Origin of the sequence: Streptomyces sp. LHD-70, from assembly GCF_031157275.1 — a bacterium.
Taxonomy (GTDB): domain Bacteria; phylum Actinomycetota; class Actinomycetes; order Streptomycetales; family Streptomycetaceae; genus Streptomyces.
In genome coordinates this window covers 472,856-494,417 of the sequence record NZ_JAVIFW010000002.1, presented here as the reverse complement: position 1 = coordinate 494,417, position 21,562 = coordinate 472,856, and the positions used below count along the sequence as shown (strand labels likewise).

Here is a 21,562-nt window from a genome sequence, read left to right as displayed (position 1 = left end):
GGCCTCCTCGGCCGTCCGCGCTCGCCGGTACCGTAGGAACTCCCCCTGAGGGAGGTTCAAGCCGTGTCGCAAGCCGTGTCTCGGGCCTTCTCGCCCGACGGTCTGTGGAGCATCGGGGAGCTCGCCGAGCAGGCGGGCGTCACCGTCAAGACCGTGCGCTTCTACTCCGACCGCGGACTGCTGCCCGAGGCCGCGCGCAGCTCCGGCGGCCATCGGCGGTACGGCTCGGACGCGCTCGACCGGCTCCGTACGATCCGCGCGCTGCGCACCCTCGACCTGCCGGTGCCCGATGTGGGGCGGATCCTGGAGGGGGAGGGCGCCCTGGAGGACGTCGTCGCGGACCGGTTGCGCGGCATCGGCTCCCAACTGGCCGCGCTGCGCTGGCGGGAGGCGGCGCTGCGGCTGCTGCACGACTGCCCGCCCGGCGAGCGCGCGGAGCGGCTACGGCTGGTCGGCGCGGTCACGGTCCCGCCGAGCACGGACGCGCTGGCCCGGTTCTGGCGCCGCTGGCTGCCGCCGCGGCTCCCGGCCGGGGTGCGGTCGGCGGTGGTCGAGCAGGCGGTGCCGCAGCTGCCCGACGATCCGGCGCCGCACCAGGTCCTCGCCTTCGCCCGGCTGCACGCCTTCGTCTCGGGCCCGTGCCCCGGCGACGCGGTCCGGGACGACTGCCAGCCGGCCGCCCACCGCGTGTCCGACGGCTACCGCCCGGCGGTGCTCTACACGGCCCTCGCGGAGGCTTTCGAGCTCGCGGCTCCAGCGCTCCGGTCGGGCCGACCGCCGCACACGGGCGAGGAGTTGGACGGCTTCGTGGCCGCGTACGCGGCGGCCCAGGGCGTACGGGACACTCCGGCGTTCCGCCGCGCGCTCAGCGCGGTCCTGGCCGCGGACCCTCGGATCGACCGCTACTGGCAACTGGTGACGGACCTCACCGGCCCGGACGAACCGAACCCGGGCACGGCGCACGACTGGCTGAGCAGAGCGCTGGCGCTGGAGGTGGGCGCTCTTTTCCGCTGAATCGTGCCCCGACAGGGGCGCGGGGAACTGCGCGACCGGCCACCACGGCGGGTCAGCCGAATGACAGCGCCGCAGGCTTTCGGGAAGGGGCGGGGAGGGGATCAAACAGGCCGCAGGGGGCCTAACCCTTCCTCCGCCGCCGGAACAGTATCCGAGGCAACGCCCCCGGCAAGGGGCCCCGCGTCGTCGCAGACGTAGGCAGCGGCGCCGCCGCCAGCGAGCCGTCCGGCTGCACCGTCTCCACCCCCGCAGGCTCAAGCCGCAGAACCCGGCACTCGCGCGCCCACCGCTCCACCAGCTGCTCGCTGTCCGGGGCGTTCAGACGCTTGCCCTTGAGCTCGGCGACCGCCGCCTCCCACTCGGCCGAGCGCGGCGCCAGCTCGACGACCCGCGCCGTCCAGACGACGAGGCGGCCGCCCTTGTCCTTGCTGCGGACGGTGACCTCCGCGGCAGCGCCGTCCGCGAGGTCCGGCAGCGGCTGCTCGCCGGGGCCGTCGCCGACGAGGTGCGCGGCGCCCTCGTGCCACACGTGCCACAGGGCGCGCGCGGGCCCGGAGCCGCGCACCCAGATCAGGCCCGACTTCTTCGTGGCTTCCTCGACGAGGGCGTGGTCGAGCAGCGAACCGGCAGGCGAACCGGGCGAACCAGCAGGTGAACCGGGTGAACCGGCAGGCGAACCGGGCGAACCAGCAGGTGAACCGGCAGTCGAATCGGCGGACGAATCGGCAGACATGCCTGCAGCTTAACTACAGCCAGCCGTTGCGCTTGAGGGTGCGGTGGATGGCGAAACAGACGACGCCGATGCTGCCCATCACCATCGGGTAGCCGTACTCCCACTTCAGCTCCGGCATGTGCTCGAAGTTCATGCCGTACACCCCGCAGATCATCGTGGGTACGGCGACGATGGCCGCCCACGAGGTGATCTTGCGCATGTCCTCGTTCTGCGCGACGGTCGCCTGCGCGAGGTTGGCCTGCAGGATCGAGTTGAGCAGCTCGTCGAAGCCGATGACCTGCTCCTGCACGCGCGCGAGGTGGTCGGCGACGTCCCGGAAGTACTTCTGGATGTCGGGGTCGACCAGGCGCATGGGCCGCTCGCTCAGCAGCTGCATGGGGCGCAGCAGCGGGGAGACGGCGCGCTTGAACTCCAGTACCTCACGCTTGAGTTGGTAGATCCGGCCGGCGTCGGTGCCGCGCGGGCTGCCCTTGCCGGGCTGCGAGAAGACGTCGATCTCGACCTCGTCGATGTCGTCCTGCACGGCGTCCGCGACCGCGATGTACCCGTCCACGACGTGGTCGGCGATGGCGTGCAGGACGGCCGAGGGGCCCTTGGCGAGCAGCTCCGGGTCGTCCTGGAGCCGGTGCCGGAGCGCCCGGAGCGAGCCCTGGCCGCCGTGCCGCACGGTGATGAAGAAGTCCCGCCCGGTGAAGCACATCACCTCGCCGGTCTCGACGACCTCGCTGGTCGCGGTGAGCTCGGCGTGCTCGACGTAGTGGATGGTCTTGAAGACGGTGAACAGGGTGTCGTCGTACCGCTCCAGCTTGGGGCGCTGGTGGGCGTGCACGGCGTCCTCGACGGCCAGCGGGTGCAGCCCGAACTCCCGGGCGATACCGGAGAATTCGTCCTCGGTGGGCTCGTGCAGTCCGATCCAGGCGAAGCCGCCGTCACGGCGGACGTCGAGCATCGCCTCGTGCGGCGTGAGCGGCTTCTCGCTCGGCACGCGCCGCCCGTCGCGGTAGACGGCGCAGTCCACGACGGCACTGGCGGCCGTCGAGTCCCGGGTGCTCTCGTACGGGCTGCCGGGCACGGCGTCCTTGCGGAGCTGGGGGCGGACGGCGGCACGCAGGTCACGGATCATCGACATGGCAGGCTCCTTCGCGGCGCGGCTGCCGACGCACGCGGGGTGGAACTGCCCGGAATGGGGACGTAGGGCTCAAAGGTCACGTCCGCAAAGCGGGCGGCACCGGTCCGACGCGGTGGCGGCCTTCGCTCTGACTCAGATCAAGCGGGGACGGAATGCCCTTCCGGGAAGCGTCCGCCGAGCGCGAGATGAGGTTGCCGTGAACTTCGCGGTTTACCCGGCGTATGAACGGGTACGGAAAGCCTCGGTCGCTGGACGCTGCTACTTGGCGGAAGAGCGGGTGCTACTGCACGGTCGACTTCGATCCATGTCAGCCCCACCTCCTCCGGCCGGTCCCCCGTGGGGGATGTCCCAACGCCGGGCCTGGGAACGCCGCTTGAGCGGTCGATCCACGTGCTGCCCTGGCCAGCGGCCAAGACTATCAGCCGACTGAAGTGTCAAGCCGCGGCTTTGCCGGTTCTCTACGAGTTCTATGCTCGCGGCATGGCTGATGTTCTCGCTCTCGTCGAAGCCCGGCTGCGCAGCGCCCTCGGTGATCCGGACGCCCGCGCGGCCGTGACGTTCCTCGGCACGGACCGCATCGAGGTGCTGCGGTTCGTGGACGGCGACATCGTGCGGTACGCGACGCTCGGTATGTCGGCCGCCCCGATGGCCGACCCCACTGCTCCCCTGGCCGATCAGGTGCGCGGGCCGCGCGCCGAGCTGGTCCTCTCCGTGCGTACGGGCGTCGCCGACACCGACAAGGCGCTGCGGCCCCTCGCCGTACTCGCCGCATCGCCCCAGGTCGAGGGCCTGATCGTGGCCCCGGGCGCCTCGCTCGACGTGGGTGAACCGCTGTGGCCCGGCGCCCAGTTCACCTCGGTCCTGGTCGCCGAGCCGGGCGGCCTGGTGGAGGACCTGGACCTGGACGAGCCGATGGAGCCGGTCCAGTTCCTGCCGCTGCTGCCGATGACGCCGAACGAGGCGGCGTGGAAGCGTGTGCACGGCGCGGCGGCCCTGCAGGAAAAGTGGCTGGCAGGCGGAACGGACCTGCGCGATCCACTGCGCAGGTCCGTTTCCCTGGACTGAACTCCCGTACGGAATACGGGAGTCGAGGTCAGTTGGCGAAGACCGCCACTCCGTCCTCCGTACGGTGCCTGGGTTCGAGTTCCTCGGCCTCGTGCCGCAGGGAGGCGCGCCGTACGCCGACGATCCCGGCGCCCACGACGGCCGCCACGGCCGCGACCACGAACGGGATGTGGACGTTGGTCCACTCCTCGATCTTCGGCGCGAGGAACGGCGCGGCCGCCGCGGCGAACCAGCGCACGAAGTTGTACCCGGCGCTGGCCACCGGGCGCGGAGCGTCCGAGACGCCGAGGGCGAGCTCCGTGTAGACGGTGTTGTTGAGGCCGATGAACGCGCCCGAGACGATCGTGCCGACGACGGCCGCCGTGTGGTTCCCGTATCCGAGCACCACCAGGTCGACGGCGAGCAGCAGCAGCGAGCCGCCGAGCACCTTCAGCGAGCCGAACCGCCTCTGCAGCCGCGGTGCGACGAGCACCGAGAACACCGCGAGCAGCACGCCCCAGGCGAAGAAGACGGCACCCGAGCGGTACGGCGACATGTTCAGGACGAACGGCGTGAACGCCAGGATCGTGAAGAACGCGTAGTTGTAGAAGAACGCGGAGGCCGCGGCCGAGGCGAGGCCGCCGTGGCCGAGGGCCTTCACCGGGTCGAGCAGTGAGGTCTTCCGTGCGGGCCTGGGCTGTTCCTTCAGGAACGCGGTGATGGCGAGGAAGCCGATGGCCATCAGGGCGGCGGTGCCGAAGAACGGGTAGCGCCAGCTGGCGTCGCCGAGCACCGCGCCGAGCAGCGGGCCGCAGGCCATGCCGAGGCCGAGCGCCGACTCGTAGAGCAGGATCGCCGCCGAGCTGCCTCCGGCCGCCGCGCCGACGATCACGGCGAGCGAGGTCGACACGAAGAGCGCGTTGCCGAGCCCCCAGCCCGCCCGGAACCCGACGAGTTCCCCGACCGAGCCCGACGTACCGGACAGCGCGGCGAAGACCACGACGAGCGCGAGCCCGGCGAGCAGGGTCTTCTTGCCGCCGATCCGGCTGGACACGAAGCCCGTCACCAGCATCGCGACGGCGGTGATCAGGAAGTACGAGGTGAACAGGAGCGAGACCTGGCTCGGTGTGGCCTCCAGCCCCTTGGCGATCGACGGCAGGATCGGGTCGACCAGGCCGATGCCCATGAAGGCGACGACGGAGGCGCCGGCCGTGGCCCAGACCGCGCCGGGCTGGCGCAGGATGCTGACCGGGCCCTCGTTCAACGGATCGTCTCCTGTCGGGCCGCTGTTGCTGCTTCGCATGCCCTCTCCCTCGCTGCATTCGCTGTGTGTCAGATGGGTGGTGTCTACATATAGTAAGTTAGGCAAGCTAATTAATGCAAGCTACATCTATATTTCCGGGTCAGTCCGCACTCCGACGGGTGATCGCTCCTTGACGCGGCGACGGCTCCGGAGGACCGTTGAACGCTATGAGGGGCGAACCCAGTTGCCCGAAGTGCGGTGGCCGGGTCAGGGCTCCCGGTCTCTTCGCCGACACGTGGCAATGCGACGCGCACGGCGCCGTACATCCGCTGCAGCCCGTGGTTCCGCCGAGCGTCGAGGCGCTCGGCGTCGTGGTGCACCGCACACAGGTGCCCGTCTGGATGCCGTGGCCGCTGCCCCTCGGCTGGCTCTTCACCGGGGTCGCCTGCGCGGGGGACGACCGCAGCGGCGGCCGCGCCACCGCCGTCGCGTGCTCAGGGCCCGGGCCGCTGGGCGGGGTGGGCGAGCTGGTGCTCGTCGCCGAGGAGCTGGGCGTCGGACTCGGCGCGCGGTACGCGGGCATCGACGGCCCCGACCCCGGCCCGTACCTGAGCGTCGAGAAGCCCCCGCAGGCCAAGGTCCTCGCGGCCGGCCGGCCCACCCCGCTGTGGCATGTCTCCGGCACCCCGGAGGACCGCGCGGTCTTCGCCGGAGAGGCTCGGGGCCTGTGGCTGTGGGCCGTGGTCTGGCCCGAGCAGTCCGGCCTCCTGATGTACGACGAGCTGGTCCTGACCGATCTGCGGGAGGCGGGCGCCGGGATGGAGCTGCTGCCGTGCGGGGCGCTGTCGCCGCGCCTGCTCGACAGCTGAGCGGGGGGCGCTGCGGTCCTGGGGTGCCGTGGGCCTGGGGCGCTGCGGTCCTGGGGTGCCGTGGTCCGGGGGGCGCTGTGGTCCGGGGGTGTCCGTGTGCCCCGTTATCCTTGAGCGTCCCCTTCCGTCCCGTCCGAGCCTGGAGTACGCGTCGTGCGCATCGACCTGCACACCCACTCCACCGCGTCCGACGGCACGGACAGCCCGGCCGAGCTGGTCCGTAACGCGGCCGCCGCCGGGCTCGACGTGGTCGCGCTGACCGACCACGACACCACCCGCGGCCACGCCGAGGCGGCCGCCGCGCTGTCCGAGCTGTCGACGGGGCTGACGCTGGTCACCGGCGCCGAGCTCTCCTGCCGCCTCGACGGCACCCCGCTGCACATGCTCGCGTACCTCTTCGACGCCGAGGATCCGGAGCTGCTGCGCGAGCGGGAGCTGGTCCGGGACGACCGCGTGCCGCGCGCCCGCGGCATGGTCGGCAAGCTCCAGGAGCTGGGCGTCCCGGTCACCTGGGAGCAGGTCGCGCGGATCGCCGGGGACGGCTCGGTCGGCCGCCCGCACATCGCGGAGGCACTCGTCGATCTCGGCGTCGTGCGTTCGGTCTCGGACGCGTTCACGCCCGAGTGGATCGCGAACGACGGCCGGGCGTACGTGGAGAAGCACGAGCTGGACACCTTCGAGGCGATCCGCCTTGTCAAGGCCGCGGGCGGCGTCACCGTCTTCGCGCATCCGCTGGCCGTCAAGCGCGGCGCGTGTGTGCCCGAGTCCGCCATCGCCGAGCTGGCCGCCGCGGGTCTCGACGGCATCGAGGTCGCCCACCCTGAACACGCGGCCCTCGACCAGGCCACCCGCACCCGGCTGCACGGCCTCGCCGCGGACCTCGGCCTGCTCGTCACCGGTTCCAGCGACTACCACGGCAGCCGCAAGACCTGCGTGCTCGGCGAGTTCACCACGGACCCCGAGATCTACGGCGAGATCACCCGCCGTGCCACCGGCGCTTTCCCCGTGCCGGGCGCCGGGGGAGCGCGCTCCTAACGTCCGTATCTCTGTTGTCGGTTCGGGGCCCAGTGGTCCCGGACCTCTCCCGGCGTGGGCGGCGGTCGACCTCCGCCCCGCTCTCACCGGTTCCCTTTTCTCCGCAAGTGCAAGGCTCACTGTGTTCGACGTCGCCGTCTTTGGATCCCTTTTTCTCACCCTATTTGTGATCATGGACCCGCCCGGGATCACCCCGATCTTCCTCGGGCTCACCGCGGGCCGCCCCGCCAAGATGCAGCGGCGGATGGCCTTCCAGGCCGTGTGCGTGGCCTTCGGTGTGATCGCCCTGTTCGGCGTGGTCGGTCACCAGATCCTCAACTATCTGCATGTGTCCGTGCCCGCCCTGATGATCGCGGGCGGGCTGCTGCTCCTCCTTGTCGCGCTCGACCTGCTCACCGGCAAGACCGACGAGCCGAAGCAGACCAAGGACGTCAACGTCGCCCTCGTGCCGCTCGGGATGCCACTGCTCGCCGGACCCGGCGCGATCGTCGCGGTGATCCTGGCCGTACAGGACGCGGACGGGTTCGGCGGGCAGCTGTCGGTGTGGAGCGCGATCTTCGCCATGCATGTGGTGCTGTGGCTGGTCATGCGGTACTCGCTGGTGATCATCCGCGTGATCAAGGACGGCGGCGTGGTCCTCGTGACGCGGCTCGCGGGCATGATGCTCTCCGCGATCGCCGTGCAGCAGATCATCAACGGCGTCAGGCAGGTCATCCAGGGCGCCTGAGGTGTCGTGTGTGTTCCGGGCACGCGAAGGCCCCCGCGCGAAGCTCGCGCGGGGGCCTTCGAAGCTGTGCGGCGCTACGGAGCCGCAGGTGCTGCGGCGTTACGAAGCCGCGGATTCGGTCGGGCGGATATAGATGCGCTGGCCGATCGAGGCGGCCTGCTGCACGATCCGGTTGACGGAGGCGGCGTCCACGACGGTGCTGTCCACGGCGGTGCCGTCGACGTCGTCAAGGCGCATGATTTCGAAGCGCATAGGGCTTCTCCCTTCGTCTGGTCATCCTCCTGCAGGAGAACTACTTGTGCGAGACGATCACTGTTCTCCAGTCTTGTCCCGCTTTACGGCCGGGCGGTTGCCCGGCCGTTATGAGCAGGTCACACGGTGTCCTCACCGCGCTTCCACAGGGTCCAACGACTTGCTCCCTGCAAACATTCCCTACGCTAAAGAAAATTTTCGACGAGCTAAGTAATCGCAGGTCGCGCAACCGTTTGTACTCGCTGCGTGACCGGCTGGACAATGGATCCCCTATGAATGGGTCACGTTTGAACAAGGGTCCGGTGGGCGAAGGTCCGGCGAGCGATGCTCTGCTGCGTGAAGGGCCGGTGCGTGAGGGTCCGGCGTACGACGCCGTGGATCTCGGCGCCCGGATCGACCGCACCAATGAGCTCCTCCAGCGCATGCTCGCCGAAGTGGCCAAGACCCCGTCGACGCACGCGATCTTCGTCGACGCGGGCTATCTCTACGCCGCCGCGGGCCGACTCGCCACCGGGACCGAGGACCGCCGCGCCTTCGACCTCGACGCCGAGGGGCTGATCGACACCCTGATCGACAAGGCCCGTACGGTCTTCGCCGACAGCCGGCTGCTGCGCGTCTACTGGTACGACGGCGCCCGCCGCCGTATCCACACCGCCGAGCAGCAGTCCATCGCCGAGCTCCCGGATGTCAAGGTCCGCCTCGGCAACCTCAACGCCAACAACCAGCAGAAGGGCGTCGACTCCCTGATCCGCTCGGACCTGGAGTCCCTCGCCCGGCACCGCGCCATCAGCGACGCGGTCCTGATCGGCGGCGACGAGGACCTGGTCTCCGCGGTCGAGGCCGCCCAGGGGTACGGCGCCCGCGTCCACCTCTGGGGCATCGAGGCGCCCGAGGGCGGCAACCAGGCCGACCCGCTCCTCTGGGAGGTCGACAGCCGGCGCACGCTTGAGCTGGACTTCTTCAAGCCGTACGTCACACGCCGCGCCGGACTCCCGTACGACCCGGCGAGGCCGCGTCCCGCGCGCGAGGACGTGCGCTTCGTCGGCGCCCGGATCGCCGCCGAGTGGCTCGCCTCCCGGGGGCGCGAGCCGCTCGCGGAGCTGCTTCCCGGCCACCCCTACCTGCCGGGCTCGGTCGACCAGGACCTGCTCGTGGAGGCCGAGCGCCTCCTGGAGTACTCCCTGCGCGGCCAGGCCGACCTGCGCCGCGCGCTGCGGGACGGGTTCTGGGAGCACCTGCGCGCGCAGTACTAGGGCCCGTTCCGGAGGGCGTTGTCAGGCGGCCGTCACTGCTCGTCCCAGAACGCGATCAGGGCGGCGGCCGTCGGCTCCGGGCGGTCCGTGTTGGGGGAGTGGTCGGCGCCCTCGATGATCGTGCGGCGGGCGGAGAGGCGCTCGGCCATCGCGTCGAGCAGCGGGACCGGCCAGGTGTCGTCGCTGGCGCCCGACACGACGTGCACGGGCAGGTGCAGCGCCGCCAGCTCGTCCACGCGGTCCGGCTCGACCCTCAACTGCTGCCCTGTGGCCGTGAGTTGGGCCGGGCTGTGGCGCAGCCAGCGGTCCCGCAGGGCGCCGTCGCCGTCGCCGGTCTCGGCCTCCTCCGGCGGTTCGAGCGACTGCATCGCCTCCCAGACCTGCGCCATGTCGAGCACGGCGAGCCCGTCCTGCAGCAGCTTCACGCGCTCCTGCTGCGAGGCGGAGATCTGCGCGGGGCCCGAGGACATCAGCGTCAGGGACGCGAAGGGCGCGGGGTCCAGGAGTACGGCAGCGCGCGAGATCTGCCCGCCGAGCGAGTGCCCGAGCAGATGCACCCGCCCGCCGAGCGCCTCCACCTGCGCCAGTACGTCCCGCGCCAACTCGCCCTGCTGGTAAGGGGATTGGTCGTCGGAGGGCCCTTCCGACTCGTACTGCCCACGGCCGTCGACGGCCACCGCGCGATACCCCGCAGCGGCGATCGGCGCGAGCAGCGCGACGAAGTCCTCCTTGCTGCCGGTGAACCCGGGCAGCAACACGACGGTGCCCCGCGGCACGCCCTCCGGCGCGAGATCGTGCACGGCGAACTCGCCGCGCACGGTGCCCAGTCGGTACGCCCTGGTCCCGGGCGGCGGCGTGAACGTAGGAGGCCTGCTCATGCGACGAGGCTAGCGGCACGGGCGGTCGGGGGCTTCGGCCGGGGCGGCCCCCGCGGACGCACGACGGCCCGGCTCCCACGAGGGGAACCGGGCCGGTCGGTGTGCGGGGAGGTCAGTCCTCGGTGGACTCCACCGCGGGCTTCGCGGCCCGCGTACGGCGGCGCCGCGGCTTGGCCTCGGCGTCGGCCGTCTCCACCGTCTCCGTGGCGACCGGCGCCTCCGCGGCCTTACGGGTGCGGCGGCGGGGCTTGGCCTCGGCGGTCTCCGTGCCCTCGGCGGTGTCCACCGCGGCCTCGGCGGTCTTACGGGTGCGGCGGCGCGGCTTGGCCTCGGTGGCCTCCGTGCCTTCGGCCGTGTCCACCGCGGCCTCGGCGGTCTTGCGCGTACGGCGGCGGGGCTTGGCCTCGGCGGTCTCCGTGCCATCGGCCGTGTCGACCGCGGCCTCGGCGGCCTTACGGGTGCGGCGGCGCGGCTTGGCCTCGGTGGCCTCCGTGCCTTCGGCCGTGTCCACCGCGGCCTCGGCGGTCTTGCGGGTGCGGCGGCGCGGCTTGGCCTCGGCGGTCTCCGTGCCCTCGGCGGTGTCCACCACCGACACCGCGGACACCTCGGTCACCGCAGCGGCCTCGGCCTCCGCGGTCGCGCCCGCGCGGGTGCGGCGACGGCGGCGCGGGGTGCGCGGCTTGTCCTCCGCCGGGGTGTCCGTGGCGTCCGTCGCGGGAGCCTCGGTGGCCTCGGCGTCCAGCGGCGTACCGCCACGGGTGCGGCGGCGCTGGCGCGGCGTACGGGTGCGCTTGGGGCGCTCCTCCTCCGCCTCGCGGCGGCCGCCACGACCACCGCGGCCACCACGGCCGCCGGTCTCGCCCAGGTCCTCGATCTCCTCGGCACCGAGGCCCGCGCGCGTGCGCTCGGCACGCGGCAGAACACCCTTGGTGCCCGCCGGGATGCTCAGCTCCTCGTACAGGTGCGGGGAGCTGGAGTACGTCTCGACCGGGTCGTTGAAGCCCAGGTCGAGCGCCTTGTTGATCAGCTGCCAGCGCGGGATGTCGTCCCAGTCGACCAGCGTGATCGCCGTACCCGAGGCGCCCGCGCGGCCGGTGCGGCCGATGCGGTGCAGGTACGTCTTCTCGTCCTCGGGCGACTGGTAGTTGATGACGTGCGTGACGCCACCGACGTCGATGCCGCGGGCGGCGACGTCGGTGCAGACGAGCACGTCCACCTTGCCGTTGCGGAACGCGCGCAGCGCCTGCTCACGGGCGCCCTGGCCGAGGTCGCCGTGGACCGCGCCCGAGGCGAAGCCCCGGCGCTCCAGCTGCTCGGCGATGTCGGCCGCCGTGCGCTTCGTACGGCAGAAGATCATCGCGAGCCCGCGGCCGTCGGCCTGGAGGATGCGCGAGACCATCTCGGGCTTGTCCATGTTGTGCGCGCGGTACACGAACTGCTTCGTGTTCGCGACGGTCTGGCCCTCGTCGTCCGGCGAGGTGGCGCGGATGTGCGTGGGCTGCGACATGTAGCGACGGGCCAGGCCGATGACGGCGCCCGGCATCGTCGCGGAGAAGAGCATGGTCTGGCGCTTCGCCGGAAGCATGTTGATGATCTTCTCGACGTCGGGCAGGAAGCCCAGGTCGAGCATCTCGTCGGCCTCGTCGAGGACGAGGGCGCGCACGTGCTTGAGGTTCAGCAGCTTCTTGCCCGCGAGGTCGAGCAGTCGGCCGGGGGTGCCGACGACGATGTCGACGCCCTTCGTGAGGGCCTCGACCTGCGGCTCGTAGGCGCGGCCGCCGTATATGGCGAGGACGCGGACGTTGCGCACCTTGCCGGCGGTCTGCAGGTCGTTGGTGACCTGCTGGCACAGCTCGCGGGTGGGGACGACGACCAGGGCCTGCGGAGCGTCGGTGAGCTTCTCGGGCTCGGCGCGGCCCGACTCGACGTCGGCGGGGACGGTCACGCGCTCGAGGAGCGGAAGACCGAAGCCGAGCGTCTTGCCGGTGCCGGTCTTGGCCTGGCCGATGACGTCGGAGCCGGAGAGCGCTACGGGAAGCGTCTGCTCCTGGATGGGGAAGGGGGACGTGATGCCGACGGCCTCGAGGGCTTCGGCGGTCTCGGGAAGAATCCCGAGCTCTCGGAACGTAGTCAGGGTGCTGCCTCTTCTGTGAGACGCGGCGTGAGGCGAACGCTGGGGGTCGTGACCGAGCCGGGGTTTGCATCCGGCCGCTGAATCGCGAGGCCGGGTGGCATACGGGACCACTGCCGTCGCTCGAGCGTCACGCCGCTGAGGGCCCCTCCTGCCAACGCACTGAGCGTCAGGCCCGGAGGGCTGTCGGGTCGGAGCCGATCGGGCCACCGACCGGGCATCCTCATACGGATGTCCCGCCGATTTGACATGCATACTCGGCGGGCGCATTACCACTGTACCCCGGATCGGCGCAGGCGTGTCGGCCGAATTGCCCCGCACGGCGCCCACAGGCCCCCGCAACAGCGGCCTCCGCGGGGCAGGGAAATATTTTCGTAGCCGTCGTCACAAGGACTGACCAGGGACTTCCGGGCGTGGGTCGGCGGGCTATTGTGCGCTGCATGGAGACGCCTGACAACGCCAAGGACGCTGCCACCGAAGCGACCGACGCAGCGACCGACGCAGCGACCGACGCTGCGACCACCGGAGCCACCGACGCAGCCACCGCCGCACCCACCGGAATCGCCGCCCAGGACTGGGCCACGGCCTCCGCGGACCCGACCTACCGCGCCGCCGTCGTCGACCTGCTCGGTGCTCTCGCGTACGGCGAGCTCGCGGCGTTCGAGCGGCTCGCCGAGGACGCGAAGCTCGCGCCGACCCTGGCAGACAAGGCGGAGCTGGCGAAGATGGCGTCGGCCGAGTTCCACCACTTCGAGCAGCTGACGGGCCGGCTCGCGGAGATCGGCGCCGAGCCGACCGAGGCCATGGAGCCGTTCGTCGCCGCCCTCGACGGCTTCCACCGCCAGACCGCGCCGTCGGACTGGCTGGAGGGCCTGGTCAAGGCGTACGTCGGCGACTCCATCGCGAGCGACTTCTACCGTGAGGTCGCGGCCCGCCTCGACTCCGACAGCCGCAAGCTGGTGCTCGCCGTCCTCGACGACACCGGGCACGCGAGCTTCGCGGTGGAGAAGGTGCGCGCCGCGATCGAGGCCGAGCCGCGCGTGGGCGGGCGGCTCGCGCTGTGGGCGCGGCGGCTGATGGGCGAGGCCCTGTCGCAGTCGCAGCGCGTGGTCGCGGAACGGGACGCCCTGTCGACGATGCTGGTCGGCGGCGTCGCCGACGGATTCGACCTGGCCGAGGTCGGCCGGATGTTCTCCCGCATCACGGAGGCGCACACCAAGCGGATGGCTGCGCTGGGCCTGGCGGCGTAGGGGTTTTTTCGTACGGGGGAGGGCTTACGGGGGCGGTTCTGTGCCGTCGGCTTCTCAAACGCCGGAGGGGCTGACCTTTGTCGACCTTGTCCGCCTCGGCTGGGGGCGGAGCAGCAGGGACAGCAGGGCCGTCGCCAGGGTCGCCGCGCCGAACAGCGTCGCCAGGACGTGGCCGGAACCCAGCGCCGAGTGCGTGATGAAAGCGCCGAGGAGGGCGCTCGCGACGCCGGTGGCGAAGACGAGGTTGCGGGCCGGGAGCCGGTGGGCGAGCCGGTGGTCGGCGGCCCAGGCCAGGGCCAGACCGAGCAGTACGGAGCCGAGCGTCTCCCAGATCATGTGTCCTCCCACGCCGGCCGGGTGCAATCGGTCCTAGCCCGTCCTACCCGAGGTGGCCGGAATGCAATCCTCCACCTCACCGCTCCGGCGGACCGGCCGCAGCGTACGAGAGCGCCAGGTCAGGGGACGTTTCCGCCCGGCACGAGCCCCGGCGGGGGCCGGGCAGCAGAAGGGCGCGGCCCGGTGGGTGTCCCACCGGGCCGCGCCCTTCTTGCGTTTGCTGCTCGCTCGCGTGCTCAGAGAGCGCTGAAGCCCACCTTGCGCGCGGTCGGCTCGCCGAGCTCGACATACGCGAGCTTGCCGGCCGGAACCAGGACCTTGCGGCCGTGGTCGTCCACGAGAGTGAGCAGCTCGCTCTTGCCGCTCAGCGCCTCGGCCACCGCCTTCTCGACTTCCTCGGCGGTCTGGGCGCTCTCCAGAACGATCTCGCGGGGCGCGTACTGCACGCCGATCTTGACCTCCACGGCTTTGTCCCTCCGACGGTCAGTGATGTGCGCGGCCGTCCGCGCCGTACTCCGCACACATTAGCCCGGTGAGGGGACCGGTAAGCCGCGCTGCTGCACGCTCGCAGCGAACACCCCCCGCCGACCGGCGCCGCCGCGTCACTGCTGCGGCTGCTCCGAGCCGTGCAGCGGGAAGCCCGCGATACCGCGCCAGGCGAGCGAGGTGAGCAGCTCCACCGCCTTGTCGCGGTCGACCTTGCTGTCGCTGGAGAGCCAGTAGCGCGCGACCACCTGGGAGAGGCCGCCGAGGCCGACGCCGAGGAGCATCGCCTCGTCCTTGGGCAGCCCGGTGTCCTCGGCGATCACCTCGCCGAACGCCTCCGCGCACTCCAGGGTGACCTTCTCGACGCGCTCGCGGACCGCGGGCTCGTTCGTCAGGTCGGACTCGAAGACCAGCCGGAAGGCGCCGCCCTCGTCCTGGACGTAGCTGAAATACGCGTCCATCGTCGCGGCGACCCGGAGCTTGTTGTCCGTCGTGGACGCCAGTGCCGTACGGATGGACTGCAGCAGGGCGTCGCAGTGCTGGTCCAGGAGCGCCAGGTAGAGGTCGAGCTTGCCCGGGAAGTGCTGGTAGAGCACGGGCTTGCTGACGCCGGCCCGCTCCGCGATGTCGTCCATCGCCGCCGCGTGGTACCCCTGCGCGACGAAGACCTCTTGCGCCGCGCCGAGGAGTTGGTTGCGGCGGGCCCGGCGCGGCAGGCGCGTGCCCCGCGGGCGCGCCGCATCTGTCTGCTCGATGGCTGTCACGCCGCCTCCCATGTCATTGAGCACGGCCTTGACGCATCCAAGGGCCGTTCCGTGTGCGGTGTGCTGCCGCGCCGCCATCGTACTTTTCGGTAACCGTCGTGTGCGCGGTGCGGACCGAGAATTTCACGGAGCGGACAGGGGACAAGGCTCCTGTTAGGGCGAGAAAAGCTGATATCGCGGGCTGTCGGGCAAGCCACAGATCCGCTCGCGCGAGGACGGCCACGCGCGCGTGCGGGTGCCGTGGTCGGCGCAGGTCAGCGGTAGTCGTCCTCGTCCAGGTCGACGACGCGGGCCTGCTCGGCGGCGTCCGCCGGGTTCGCGGTGGAGGGGTCGTAGTGGGGGAGGGGTTCGTCGCGCTTCTGGCGCAGATCGGTGTGCTGCTCGGCGGCGTCGGCTTCCGGCGTCTCCTCGTCGAGGTCAGCCTCGGGCTCTTCCGGATCGAAGGTCTCGGGGTCGCTCGGGTCGACAGTCATGCTGGCTCCCCTTTCCGGTGCGGGCGCCCTCTGCACGAGGAAGTGTCCCGCTCTCTCTATGAGCCTAGGAGAGTCCCTTTCGTGGCGCTACGTGATCCTGTGGCCGACATGCGGTGGCAGAGCAGGCCTGTGACAGCGAACACGTGATCCAACGCGTGATCGTCTCGTAACATTGCCACCATGTCGTCGACCGAGCTGCCGGGAGCCCTCGCCGCCGCGGTGACCCCCAGAACGCTGCCTGTCCGGGTCGCCGAGGGGGAGCGCATGCGTGCGGTGACCCTGCCGGGGCTCACGCTGTCCGTGCGCTCCAGGCCCGGGACGGCGCAAGGGCTGCCGCCCGCGCTGTACGTCCACGGGCTGGGCGGCTCCTCGCAGAACTGGTCGGACCTGATGCCGCTGCTTGCGGACGTCGTGGACGGCGAGGCGCTCGACCTGCCGGGCTTCGGGGACTCCCCGCCGCCCGACGACGGCAACTACTCCGTGACCGGGCACGCGCGCGCGGCGATCCGGCTGCTCGACGCCGCCGGACGCGGGCCCGTGCACCTCTTCGGGAACTCGATGGGCGGGGCCGTCGCCACCCGCGTAGCGGCCGTACGACCCGATCTGGTGCGGACGCTGACGCTGGTCTCGCCCGCCCTGCCCGAGCTGCGGGTGCAGCGCACGGCGGTGCCCACCGCGCTGCTCGCGGTGCCCGGCATCGCCCAGCTCTTCGCGCGCCTCACCAGGGACTGGACGCCCGAGCAGCGCACCCGCGGCGTGCTCGGGCTCTGCTACGGCGACCCCGGCCGTGTCACCCCCGAGGGCCTTGCCCACGCGGTGCACGAGATGGAGCGCAGGCTTCAACTCCCTTATTTCTGGGACGCCATGGCACGCTCGGCCCGTGGCATCGTGGACGCGTACACGCTCGGCGGGCAGCACGGACTGTGGCGGCAGGCCGAGCGAGTGCTCGCACCGACCCTGCTCGTCTACGGTGGACGCGACCTGCTGGTGTCGTCCCGCATGGCGCAGAAGGCGGCGCGAGCCTTCCGGGACTCCCGGCTGCTGACCCTGCCGGACGCGGGGCACGTGGCGATGATGGAGTATCCGGACACGGTGGCCGCGGCCTTCCGCGACCTGCTCGCGGAATACGACGCGACACACGACTCGACTTCGGGAAGCTGAGGGGGCGCGTGGGACGGCACTCAAGGCGGGGGGCCGCCGAGAAGTCCGACACCGGGGCCATACCGGTCGCGCAGCCCGCGCCGGGTTCCGGCTCCGGGCGCCGCCGGCGCAGCGCGCAGGGCCAGGCTCCTGGCGGGGAGGGCTCGCGCCCGGCGCCGCCCGAGGGGCCGCGCCCGCACCCCGAGCACCGTGAACAGGGCGGCGCCTGGGGCGAGTTGGGCACCGGGGCGTATGTGACGCCGAACCCTTCCACCCGCCCCCCGTCCCGTGTGCCCGGACCGCGCCGGGAGTACGTCGCGGCGTTCGACGGGCTCGATCCCCACGGCCCGCACGATCCGGACGACGTGTTCGCGGCGGGCGCCCCGCCCAGGCGGCCCGCCGGCCCGGACGACCCGTACGACGGCTTCGACGGCCGGGATCCCGACGGCGAGGCCGAGGACCTTCCGGCCGAGCAGCCCGATGCCGTACGGGAGAAGAGCGGCCGGGGCCGCGCCTTCGCCGGGATCGCCGCGGCCGCGGTGACGACCGTGCTCGCGGGCGTCGTCGCCGTGCAGGTCGTCGACAGTGACGGTGACGCCCGCGCCGGAGCCGTGGACGCCGGTGAGGTGCGCGAGCAGGCCGAGGCGGCGTCCGACGCGTCCCGTGACGCCGAACGCCCGCCGCCGTCCGAGCCGAAGCCGGAGACGTACGAGCAGAAGATGGGCAAGAAGGTCCCGCTCGACCCCGAGCTGAAGGGCGGCGGGAAGTTCGAGGCCATCGGCGGCTTCGACAAGGCGCCGGGCGCCGGGGAGAAGTTCCGGTACCGCGTGGACGTCGAGAAGGGGCTCGGCCTCGACGGGACGATGTTCGCGCAGGCCGTGCAGAAGACCCTGAACGACGAACGGAGTTGGGCGCACGGCGGCGCCAGGACCTTCGAGCGGGTCTCCAGCGGCGAGGCCGACTTCGTGATCACGCTCGCCAGCCCGGGCACGACAGATGTGTGGTGCGCCAAGTCCGGGCTCGACACCAGCGTCGACAACGTCTCCTGCGACTCCGCCGCCACCGAGCGCATCATGATCAACGCCTACCGCTGGGCGCAGGGCGCGAAGCCGTACGGCGACGCCATCCGCCCGTACCGGCAGATGCTCATCAACCACGAAGTGGGCCACCGGCTCGGCTACAACCACGTGATGTGCAGCAACGACGGGGCGCTCGCGCCGGTCATGCAGCAGCAGACCAAGTTCCTGGAGCACGACGGCATCAAGTGCCGCCCCAACCCCTGGGCCTTCCCCGGGAATTGACGCTCCGTAACTGAATCCGCGCTTAGCGCAACAGAACGCTACTCGCGCGCGAAAGTTACGACCGTTCACCCCTTTTGGTGGCGCGGCGGACGACTGTCCATCGTGTCACCGCCGTCCCCGCGTACGTTCGTCCCGCTGCGGGCCGACCGAGCAACGGCGGCCCCCCACAAGGGAGATCGGGGGTGTACTCGTGCGCATCGGACTGCTCACGGAGGGTGGCTACCCGTATGTGACCGGTGAGGCCAGGCTCTGGTGCGACCGGCTCGTGCGCGGCCTTGAGCAGCACGCCTTCGACGTGTTCGCCCTGACCCGCAGCGCCCACCAGGAGCAGCAGGGGTGGATCGAACTCCCGCCCCAGGTGCAACGGGTGCGCACCGCGCCGCTGTGGAGCGCCGACGACGGCTCCGGGCCCGGCGGCCGGCTCGGCGACGGCACGGGCTATCGCCGCCGGCAGCGGCGCCGCTTCGCCGAGCACTACGGCGAGCTGGCCGCCGCGGTCTGCGCGGGCCCCGCGGGCTCCGCGGGCGACGGATCGGCCTCGGCGGAAGTGGCGGACCGTTTCGCCAACGCGCTCTACGGGCTTGCCGAACTCGCCCGCGACGAGGGCGGACTCGCCGTCGCGCTGCGCTCCGAGACCGCCGTGCGCGCCCTGGAGCGCGCCTGCCGCGCCCCCGGCGCCACCCGCGCCGCGCACGAGGCGCGCGTCCCCGATCTCCTGCTCGTCGCGGCGCAGTTGGAGCAGGCGCTGCGGCCCCTCTCCCTCGACTGGTACGAGGACGAGGAGGGCGGGCTCGGCTCCGTCGACCTCTGCCACGCCGCCTCCGGCGGCAGCGCCGCACTGCCCGGACTGCTCGCCCAGCACTTCTTCGGGGTGCCGCTGCTCGTCACGGAGTACGGCGTGCAGCTGCGCGCGCACTACCTCGCGGGCGCCGGTGAGCAGGCGGGTGCTCCGGCGCGTGCGCTGCTCGCCGCCTTCCACGGCCGGCTCGCCGCCGAGGTGTACCGGCAGGCCGCGCTGATCACCCCCGGCAACACGCACGCCCGCCGCTGGCAGGAGAAGTGCGGCGCCGAGCGGGCCAAGCTGCGCACCGTCTACCCGGGTATGGCCGCCGGCCGGTTCGCCGAGGTCGGGGAGGCCGGGGCGGACCAGGCGGACCCGGACACCCTGCTGTGGGTGGGCCGGATCGAGCCCGCCAAGGACCTGGTCGGACTCCTGCACGCCTTCGCCGAGGTCCGCAAGGAGGAGCCGAAGGCGCGGCTGCGGATCGTCGGCGCACCGGCGCACGGCGAGGAGTGCGAGACGTATCTCGCGCACTGCCGCGCCCTGGCCGCGCAGCTCTTCCCGGACGAGGCGGACGGCGTGCACGCGGTGGGCGACAACCCGGTCTCCTTCGAGGAGCTGGGCGGCCCCGAGGTGCCCGAGCTCGCGGACGCGTACGCGGCGGGCAGCGTCATCGTCCTCTCCAGCGTCGTGGAGGGCTTCCCGATCAGCCTTGTCGAGGCGATGTTCTGCGGGCGGGCCACCGTGTCCACCGACACCGGCGCGGTCGTCGAGGTCATCGGCGGTACGGGGCTCGTCGTCCCGCCGCGCAACCCCAAGGCGCTCGCCGACGCGTGCGTGGCGCTCCTGCGCGACCCCGAGCGCCGTGAGCGCCTGGGCGCGGCCGCCCGCGCGCGGGCCCTCGAACTCTTCACCGTGGAGCAGAACATCGCCGCCTTCCACGGCATCTATCTGGAGATCGTCTCGCACTGCCCCGTACGCAGGGATGTCCTGGACGAGGACGGCGATCCGCTGCCCTTCGCCAATCCCGCAGAGACGCACGTGGCGGGCCGCTGGTCCACCGCACCCGGCACGGACGGCGAAGCCGGGCCGCGGTTCGGCCAGTGGCTCGCCGCGCGCAAAGGGGCGCGGAGCGGGCCGAGTTGGGCCGCGAGCGGGACCGCGCCTGAGGGTGAGCCGGTGGTCGCCGCCGCGGTCAGCGAGGGGGAGGCATGAGCAAGTCGCTTACGGACGTGGGGGATTGGCCGGTCACGCCGCGAAGCCCCGGGAGCTGGGACACCCGCTCGGCGGCGGCGCTGGCCGCGCTTGCTCCGGCGCCCGCGCCCGTCCTCGCGCCCGCGCCCGCGCACGCCTCCGCGCCCCTCCCCGCGCCCGCGTCCGCAATCGTCCGTGCGCCCGCCTCCGCCGCCGCTCCCGTTCCCCGTCCCGACCGCCGTCCCACTCCAGCGGCGAGTGAGGGGCAGGCATGACCAACTCTCGTACAGGAATGGCGCCTGACGGTACGCCCACGGCCGAAGCCGAAGCCGAAGCCGAATCCGCTGCCGGAGTGACGCAGCGCAGGCCCCCTCGGCGCGGTGCCGTCGACCCCGTCAAGGCGCTGATCCACCGCCACCGCGGGCTCTGCGAACGCGCCGTCGACCCGCTGGAGATCGCCGCCGGGCTTGAGGCGCACGGCGTCACCGACCGGACCGCCGCGCGCTACCGGCACCGGGACGTGTTCTCGCTCGCCGAGGAGATGTACGCGCGCGTGCCGCGTGACGAGCGCCCCTCCGCCCTGCGCCCCGCAGCCGCCGCAGGCCGGTCGCCCCGCGCTCACGCCCTGCTGGCACTGCTGCCTCCGGCCGTGGGCGCGGGCACCGTGGCCGCGTACGAACTCACGGGCGGGCGCGGCCGGTTGACCGCGCTGGTCGTCGGGATGCTCGCGCTCGCCGTCGCGCTGCGGATCGCCCTGCGCCGCGGCCCGCTGCGCACCCGCAGCGGGACCCTGCCCGGCACGCGCGCGTGGACCGTGTTTCTGCTCCTGTACGCACTGTTCGGCGACGGGCTCCTTCGTACCGCCCTCGCCGGTGGGCCCGACGCGCCCTGGCCGCCGGACACCGCCGCGCTCCTCGGCCTGGCCCTCGCGTACGCGCCCGCCGTCTGGTGCGCCCGGCTCTTCGCCGTGGGTGCGCAGCGGCGGCTCGGCCAGAGCCGGGGCCTGGAGGAGTTCGCGGCCGGGGCGCGCCCGCTGCTGCTCACCCTCGTCGCGCTGTACGCGGCTGCCGCCGGCGGGCTGCTCGTCCTCGCCGGGCAGGTCCTCGGCCAGGCCGGACCACCGCTCGGGGCCGCGCTGCTCGGCGTCCTGCTGCTGCTCGCCCGGATGCTCACCGCGTACGGCTTCCGCGTCGCGCCGGGCTTCGTGCTCGGCGGAGTGTGCGCCCTCGAAGGGCTCGCCGTCGCCACGGTGTTCGGGGCCCGGCTGCCCGGCTGCGAGCTGCTCGCCGTGCCCGTCGAGACGGTGGGCGCCGGGGCGGTCCCGGCGCTCGCCTGCGGGGCCGGGGTCCTCGTCCTGCTCGTCGCCGCGACCCGACGCCTCACCCGCGCCTCCGCCCACGCGGCCGGACCGGGGGACTCCCCGTGACCCCGAGCCCACCGCCCCGGACCACCCCGAACGCTCCCGCGTGGCCGACCCCGCGGGCCTCCACCCCGTGCACCACCTCGTGCAACACCTTGAAGGAGAACGC

General features: G+C 72.4%; 21 protein-coding genes. 11 read left to right on the top strand and 10 right to left on the bottom strand.

The features are described 5' to 3' along the window. Positions 1-63: 63 nt before the first annotated feature. A complete protein-coding gene (locus RCO28_RS07225; RefSeq protein ID WP_308940118.1) occupies positions 64-1,014 on the top strand; it encodes a MerR family transcriptional regulator in 951 nt (316 codons plus the stop codon). 121 nt (positions 1,015-1,135) lie between these two features. On the opposite strand, the gene RCO28_RS07220 is transcribed toward RCO28_RS07225, so the two are convergent. Beyond that, positions 1,136-1,747 (bottom strand): hypothetical protein, encoded by a 612-nt coding sequence (locus tag RCO28_RS07220; protein WP_308940117.1) that lies wholly within the window; start codon positions 1,745-1,747, stop codon positions 1,136-1,138. Between the two features lie 13 nt (positions 1,748-1,760). Beyond that, a complete protein-coding gene (locus RCO28_RS07215; RefSeq protein ID WP_308940116.1) occupies positions 1,761-2,876 on the bottom strand; it encodes a magnesium and cobalt transport protein CorA in 1,116 nt (371 codons plus the stop codon). 480 nt (positions 2,877-3,356) lie between these two features. Here RCO28_RS07215 and RCO28_RS07210 point away from each other — a divergent pair, with 480 nt between their 5' ends. Continuing rightward, a complete protein-coding gene (locus RCO28_RS07210) occupies positions 3,357-3,941 on the top strand; it encodes a suppressor of fused domain protein (protein WP_308940115.1) in 585 nt (194 codons plus the stop codon). A 28-nt stretch (positions 3,942-3,969) separates the two neighbouring features. Here RCO28_RS07210 and RCO28_RS07205 read toward each other — a convergent pair whose 3' ends face one another. Next, positions 3,970-5,223 carry an MFS transporter gene (locus tag RCO28_RS07205; RefSeq protein ID WP_308940114.1) on the bottom strand — a complete coding sequence of 418 codons (1,254 nt, stop codon included), beginning with the start codon at positions 5,221-5,223 and terminating at the stop codon, positions 3,970-3,972. A 167-nt stretch (positions 5,224-5,390) separates the two neighbouring features. Between RCO28_RS07205 and RCO28_RS07200 the strand changes: the two genes are divergently transcribed. The 3 genes from RCO28_RS07200 (at position 5,391) to RCO28_RS07190 (ending at position 7,794) form a co-directional block, all read left to right on the top strand. Continuing rightward, positions 5,391-6,032, top strand: a complete 642-nt coding sequence (locus tag RCO28_RS07200) for a DUF6758 family protein (protein WP_308940113.1) — start codon at positions 5,391-5,393, stop codon at positions 6,030-6,032. A 153-nt stretch (positions 6,033-6,185) separates the two neighbouring features. Continuing rightward, positions 6,186-7,067 (top strand): PHP domain-containing protein, encoded by an 882-nt coding sequence (locus tag RCO28_RS07195; RefSeq protein WP_308940112.1) that lies wholly within the window; start codon positions 6,186-6,188, stop codon positions 7,065-7,067. A gap of 121 nt (positions 7,068-7,188) precedes the next feature. Then, positions 7,189-7,794 carry a MarC family protein gene (locus RCO28_RS07190; RefSeq protein ID WP_308940111.1) on the top strand — a complete coding sequence of 202 codons (606 nt, stop codon included), beginning with the start codon at positions 7,189-7,191 and terminating at the stop codon, positions 7,792-7,794. A gap of 99 nt (positions 7,795-7,893) precedes the next feature. Here RCO28_RS07190 and RCO28_RS07185 read toward each other — a convergent pair whose 3' ends face one another. After that, positions 7,894-8,046, bottom strand: coding sequence for a hypothetical protein (locus tag RCO28_RS07185; RefSeq protein ID WP_308940110.1), 153 nt, complete (start codon positions 8,044-8,046; stop codon positions 7,894-7,896). Positions 8,047-8,393: 347 nt separating this feature from the next. Between RCO28_RS07185 and RCO28_RS07180 the strand changes: the two genes are divergently transcribed. Beyond that, positions 8,394-9,299, top strand: a complete 906-nt coding sequence (locus RCO28_RS07180; RefSeq protein WP_308940109.1) for an NYN domain-containing protein — start codon at positions 8,394-8,396, stop codon at positions 9,297-9,299. Between the two features lie 32 nt (positions 9,300-9,331). Here the strand turns inward: RCO28_RS07180 and RCO28_RS07175 are convergent, their stop codons facing one another. Both RCO28_RS07175 and RCO28_RS07170 read right to left on the bottom strand, forming a co-directional pair. Then, positions 9,332-10,177 (bottom strand): alpha/beta hydrolase, encoded by an 846-nt coding sequence (locus RCO28_RS07175; protein ID WP_308940108.1) that lies wholly within the window; start codon positions 10,175-10,177, stop codon positions 9,332-9,334. Between the two features lie 112 nt (positions 10,178-10,289). After that, entirely contained in the window at positions 10,290-12,422 is a 2,133-nt protein-coding gene (locus tag RCO28_RS07170) for a DEAD/DEAH box helicase (RefSeq protein WP_374991107.1), read from the bottom strand. A 317-nt stretch (positions 12,423-12,739) separates the two neighbouring features. On the opposite strand from RCO28_RS07170, the gene RCO28_RS07165 reads away from it, so the two are divergent. Continuing rightward, positions 12,740-13,558 carry a ferritin-like fold-containing protein gene (locus tag RCO28_RS07165; RefSeq protein ID WP_308940306.1) on the top strand — a complete coding sequence of 273 codons (819 nt, stop codon included), beginning with the start codon at positions 12,740-12,742 and terminating at the stop codon, positions 13,556-13,558. A 54-nt stretch (positions 13,559-13,612) separates the two neighbouring features. Here the strand turns inward: RCO28_RS07165 and RCO28_RS07160 are convergent, their stop codons facing one another. The 4 genes from RCO28_RS07160 to RCO28_RS07145 all read right to left on the bottom strand — a co-directional run bounded on the left by RCO28_RS07160 (position 13,613) and on the right by RCO28_RS07145 (position 15,617). After that, complete coding sequence (locus RCO28_RS07160) at positions 13,613-13,894, bottom strand: hypothetical protein (RefSeq protein ID WP_308940107.1); 282 nt, start codon at positions 13,892-13,894, stop codon at positions 13,613-13,615. Positions 13,895-14,130: 236 nt separating this feature from the next. After that, positions 14,131-14,358, bottom strand: a complete 228-nt coding sequence (locus tag RCO28_RS07155; protein WP_308940106.1) for a DUF3107 domain-containing protein — start codon at positions 14,356-14,358, stop codon at positions 14,131-14,133. Between the two features lie 138 nt (positions 14,359-14,496). Beyond that, positions 14,497-15,144: a TetR/AcrR family transcriptional regulator gene (locus tag RCO28_RS07150; RefSeq protein WP_308940105.1), complete on the bottom strand. Its 648-nt coding sequence runs from the start codon at positions 15,142-15,144 to the stop codon at positions 14,497-14,499. Positions 15,145-15,398: 254 nt separating this feature from the next. Further along, positions 15,399-15,617 (bottom strand): hypothetical protein, encoded by a 219-nt coding sequence (locus RCO28_RS07145; RefSeq protein ID WP_308940104.1) that lies wholly within the window; start codon positions 15,615-15,617, stop codon positions 15,399-15,401. Positions 15,618-15,797: 180 nt separating this feature from the next. Between RCO28_RS07145 and RCO28_RS07140 the strand changes: the two genes are divergently transcribed. From RCO28_RS07140 to RCO28_RS07125, 4 genes are all read left to right on the top strand, one after another. Next, positions 15,798-16,778 carry an alpha/beta hydrolase gene (locus tag RCO28_RS07140; protein WP_308940103.1) on the top strand — a complete coding sequence of 327 codons (981 nt, stop codon included), beginning with the start codon at positions 15,798-15,800 and terminating at the stop codon, positions 16,776-16,778. Between the two features lie 8 nt (positions 16,779-16,786). Next, on the top strand, positions 16,787-18,058 hold the full coding sequence (locus RCO28_RS07135) for a DUF3152 domain-containing protein (RefSeq protein WP_308940102.1): 1,272 nt from the start codon (positions 16,787-16,789) through the stop codon (positions 18,056-18,058). Positions 18,059-18,248: 190 nt separating this feature from the next. Further along, on the top strand, positions 18,249-20,054 hold the full coding sequence (locus RCO28_RS07130) for a DUF3492 domain-containing protein (RefSeq protein ID WP_308940101.1): 1,806 nt from the start codon (positions 18,249-18,251) through the stop codon (positions 20,052-20,054). A gap of 250 nt (positions 20,055-20,304) precedes the next feature. After that, entirely contained in the window at positions 20,305-21,459 is a 1,155-nt protein-coding gene (locus tag RCO28_RS07125; protein ID WP_308940100.1) for a hypothetical protein, read from the top strand. The last annotated feature ends 103 nt before the right edge of the window (positions 21,460-21,562 follow it).

What these genes read in the sequence shown, in the direction of transcription:
- RCO28_RS07220 (WP_308940117.1), bottom strand. Translation starts at nt 1,747, where the DNA reads ATGTCTGCCGATTCGTCCGCCGATTCGACTGCCGGTTCACCTGCTGGT.
- RCO28_RS07160 (WP_308940107.1), bottom strand. Translation starts at nt 13,894, where the DNA reads ATGATCTGGGAGACGCTCGGCTCCGTACTGCTCGGTCTGGCCCTGGCC.
- RCO28_RS07185 (WP_308940110.1), bottom strand. Translation starts at nt 8,046, where the DNA reads ATGCGCTTCGAAATCATGCGCCTTGACGACGTCGACGGCACCGCCGTG.
- RCO28_RS07200 (WP_308940113.1), top strand. Translation starts at nt 5,391, where the DNA reads ATGAGGGGCGAACCCAGTTGCCCGAAGTGCGGTGGCCGGGTCAGGGCT.
- RCO28_RS07205 (WP_308940114.1), bottom strand. Translation starts at nt 5,223, where the DNA reads ATGCGAAGCAGCAACAGCGGCCCGACAGGAGACGATCCGTTGAACGAG.
- RCO28_RS07210 (WP_308940115.1), top strand. Translation starts at nt 3,357, where the DNA reads ATGGCTGATGTTCTCGCTCTCGTCGAAGCCCGGCTGCGCAGCGCCCTC.
- RCO28_RS07140 (WP_308940103.1), top strand. Translation starts at nt 15,798, where the DNA reads ATGTCGTCGACCGAGCTGCCGGGAGCCCTCGCCGCCGCGGTGACCCCC.
- RCO28_RS07215 (WP_308940116.1), bottom strand. Translation starts at nt 2,876, where the DNA reads ATGTCGATGATCCGTGACCTGCGTGCCGCCGTCCGCCCCCAGCTCCGC.
- RCO28_RS07125 (WP_308940100.1), top strand. Translation starts at nt 20,305, where the DNA reads ATGACCAACTCTCGTACAGGAATGGCGCCTGACGGTACGCCCACGGCC.
- RCO28_RS07145 (WP_308940104.1), bottom strand. Translation starts at nt 15,617, where the DNA reads ATGACTGTCGACCCGAGCGACCCCGAGACCTTCGATCCGGAAGAGCCC.
- RCO28_RS07175 (WP_308940108.1), bottom strand. Translation starts at nt 10,177, where the DNA reads ATGAGCAGGCCTCCTACGTTCACGCCGCCGCCCGGGACCAGGGCGTAC.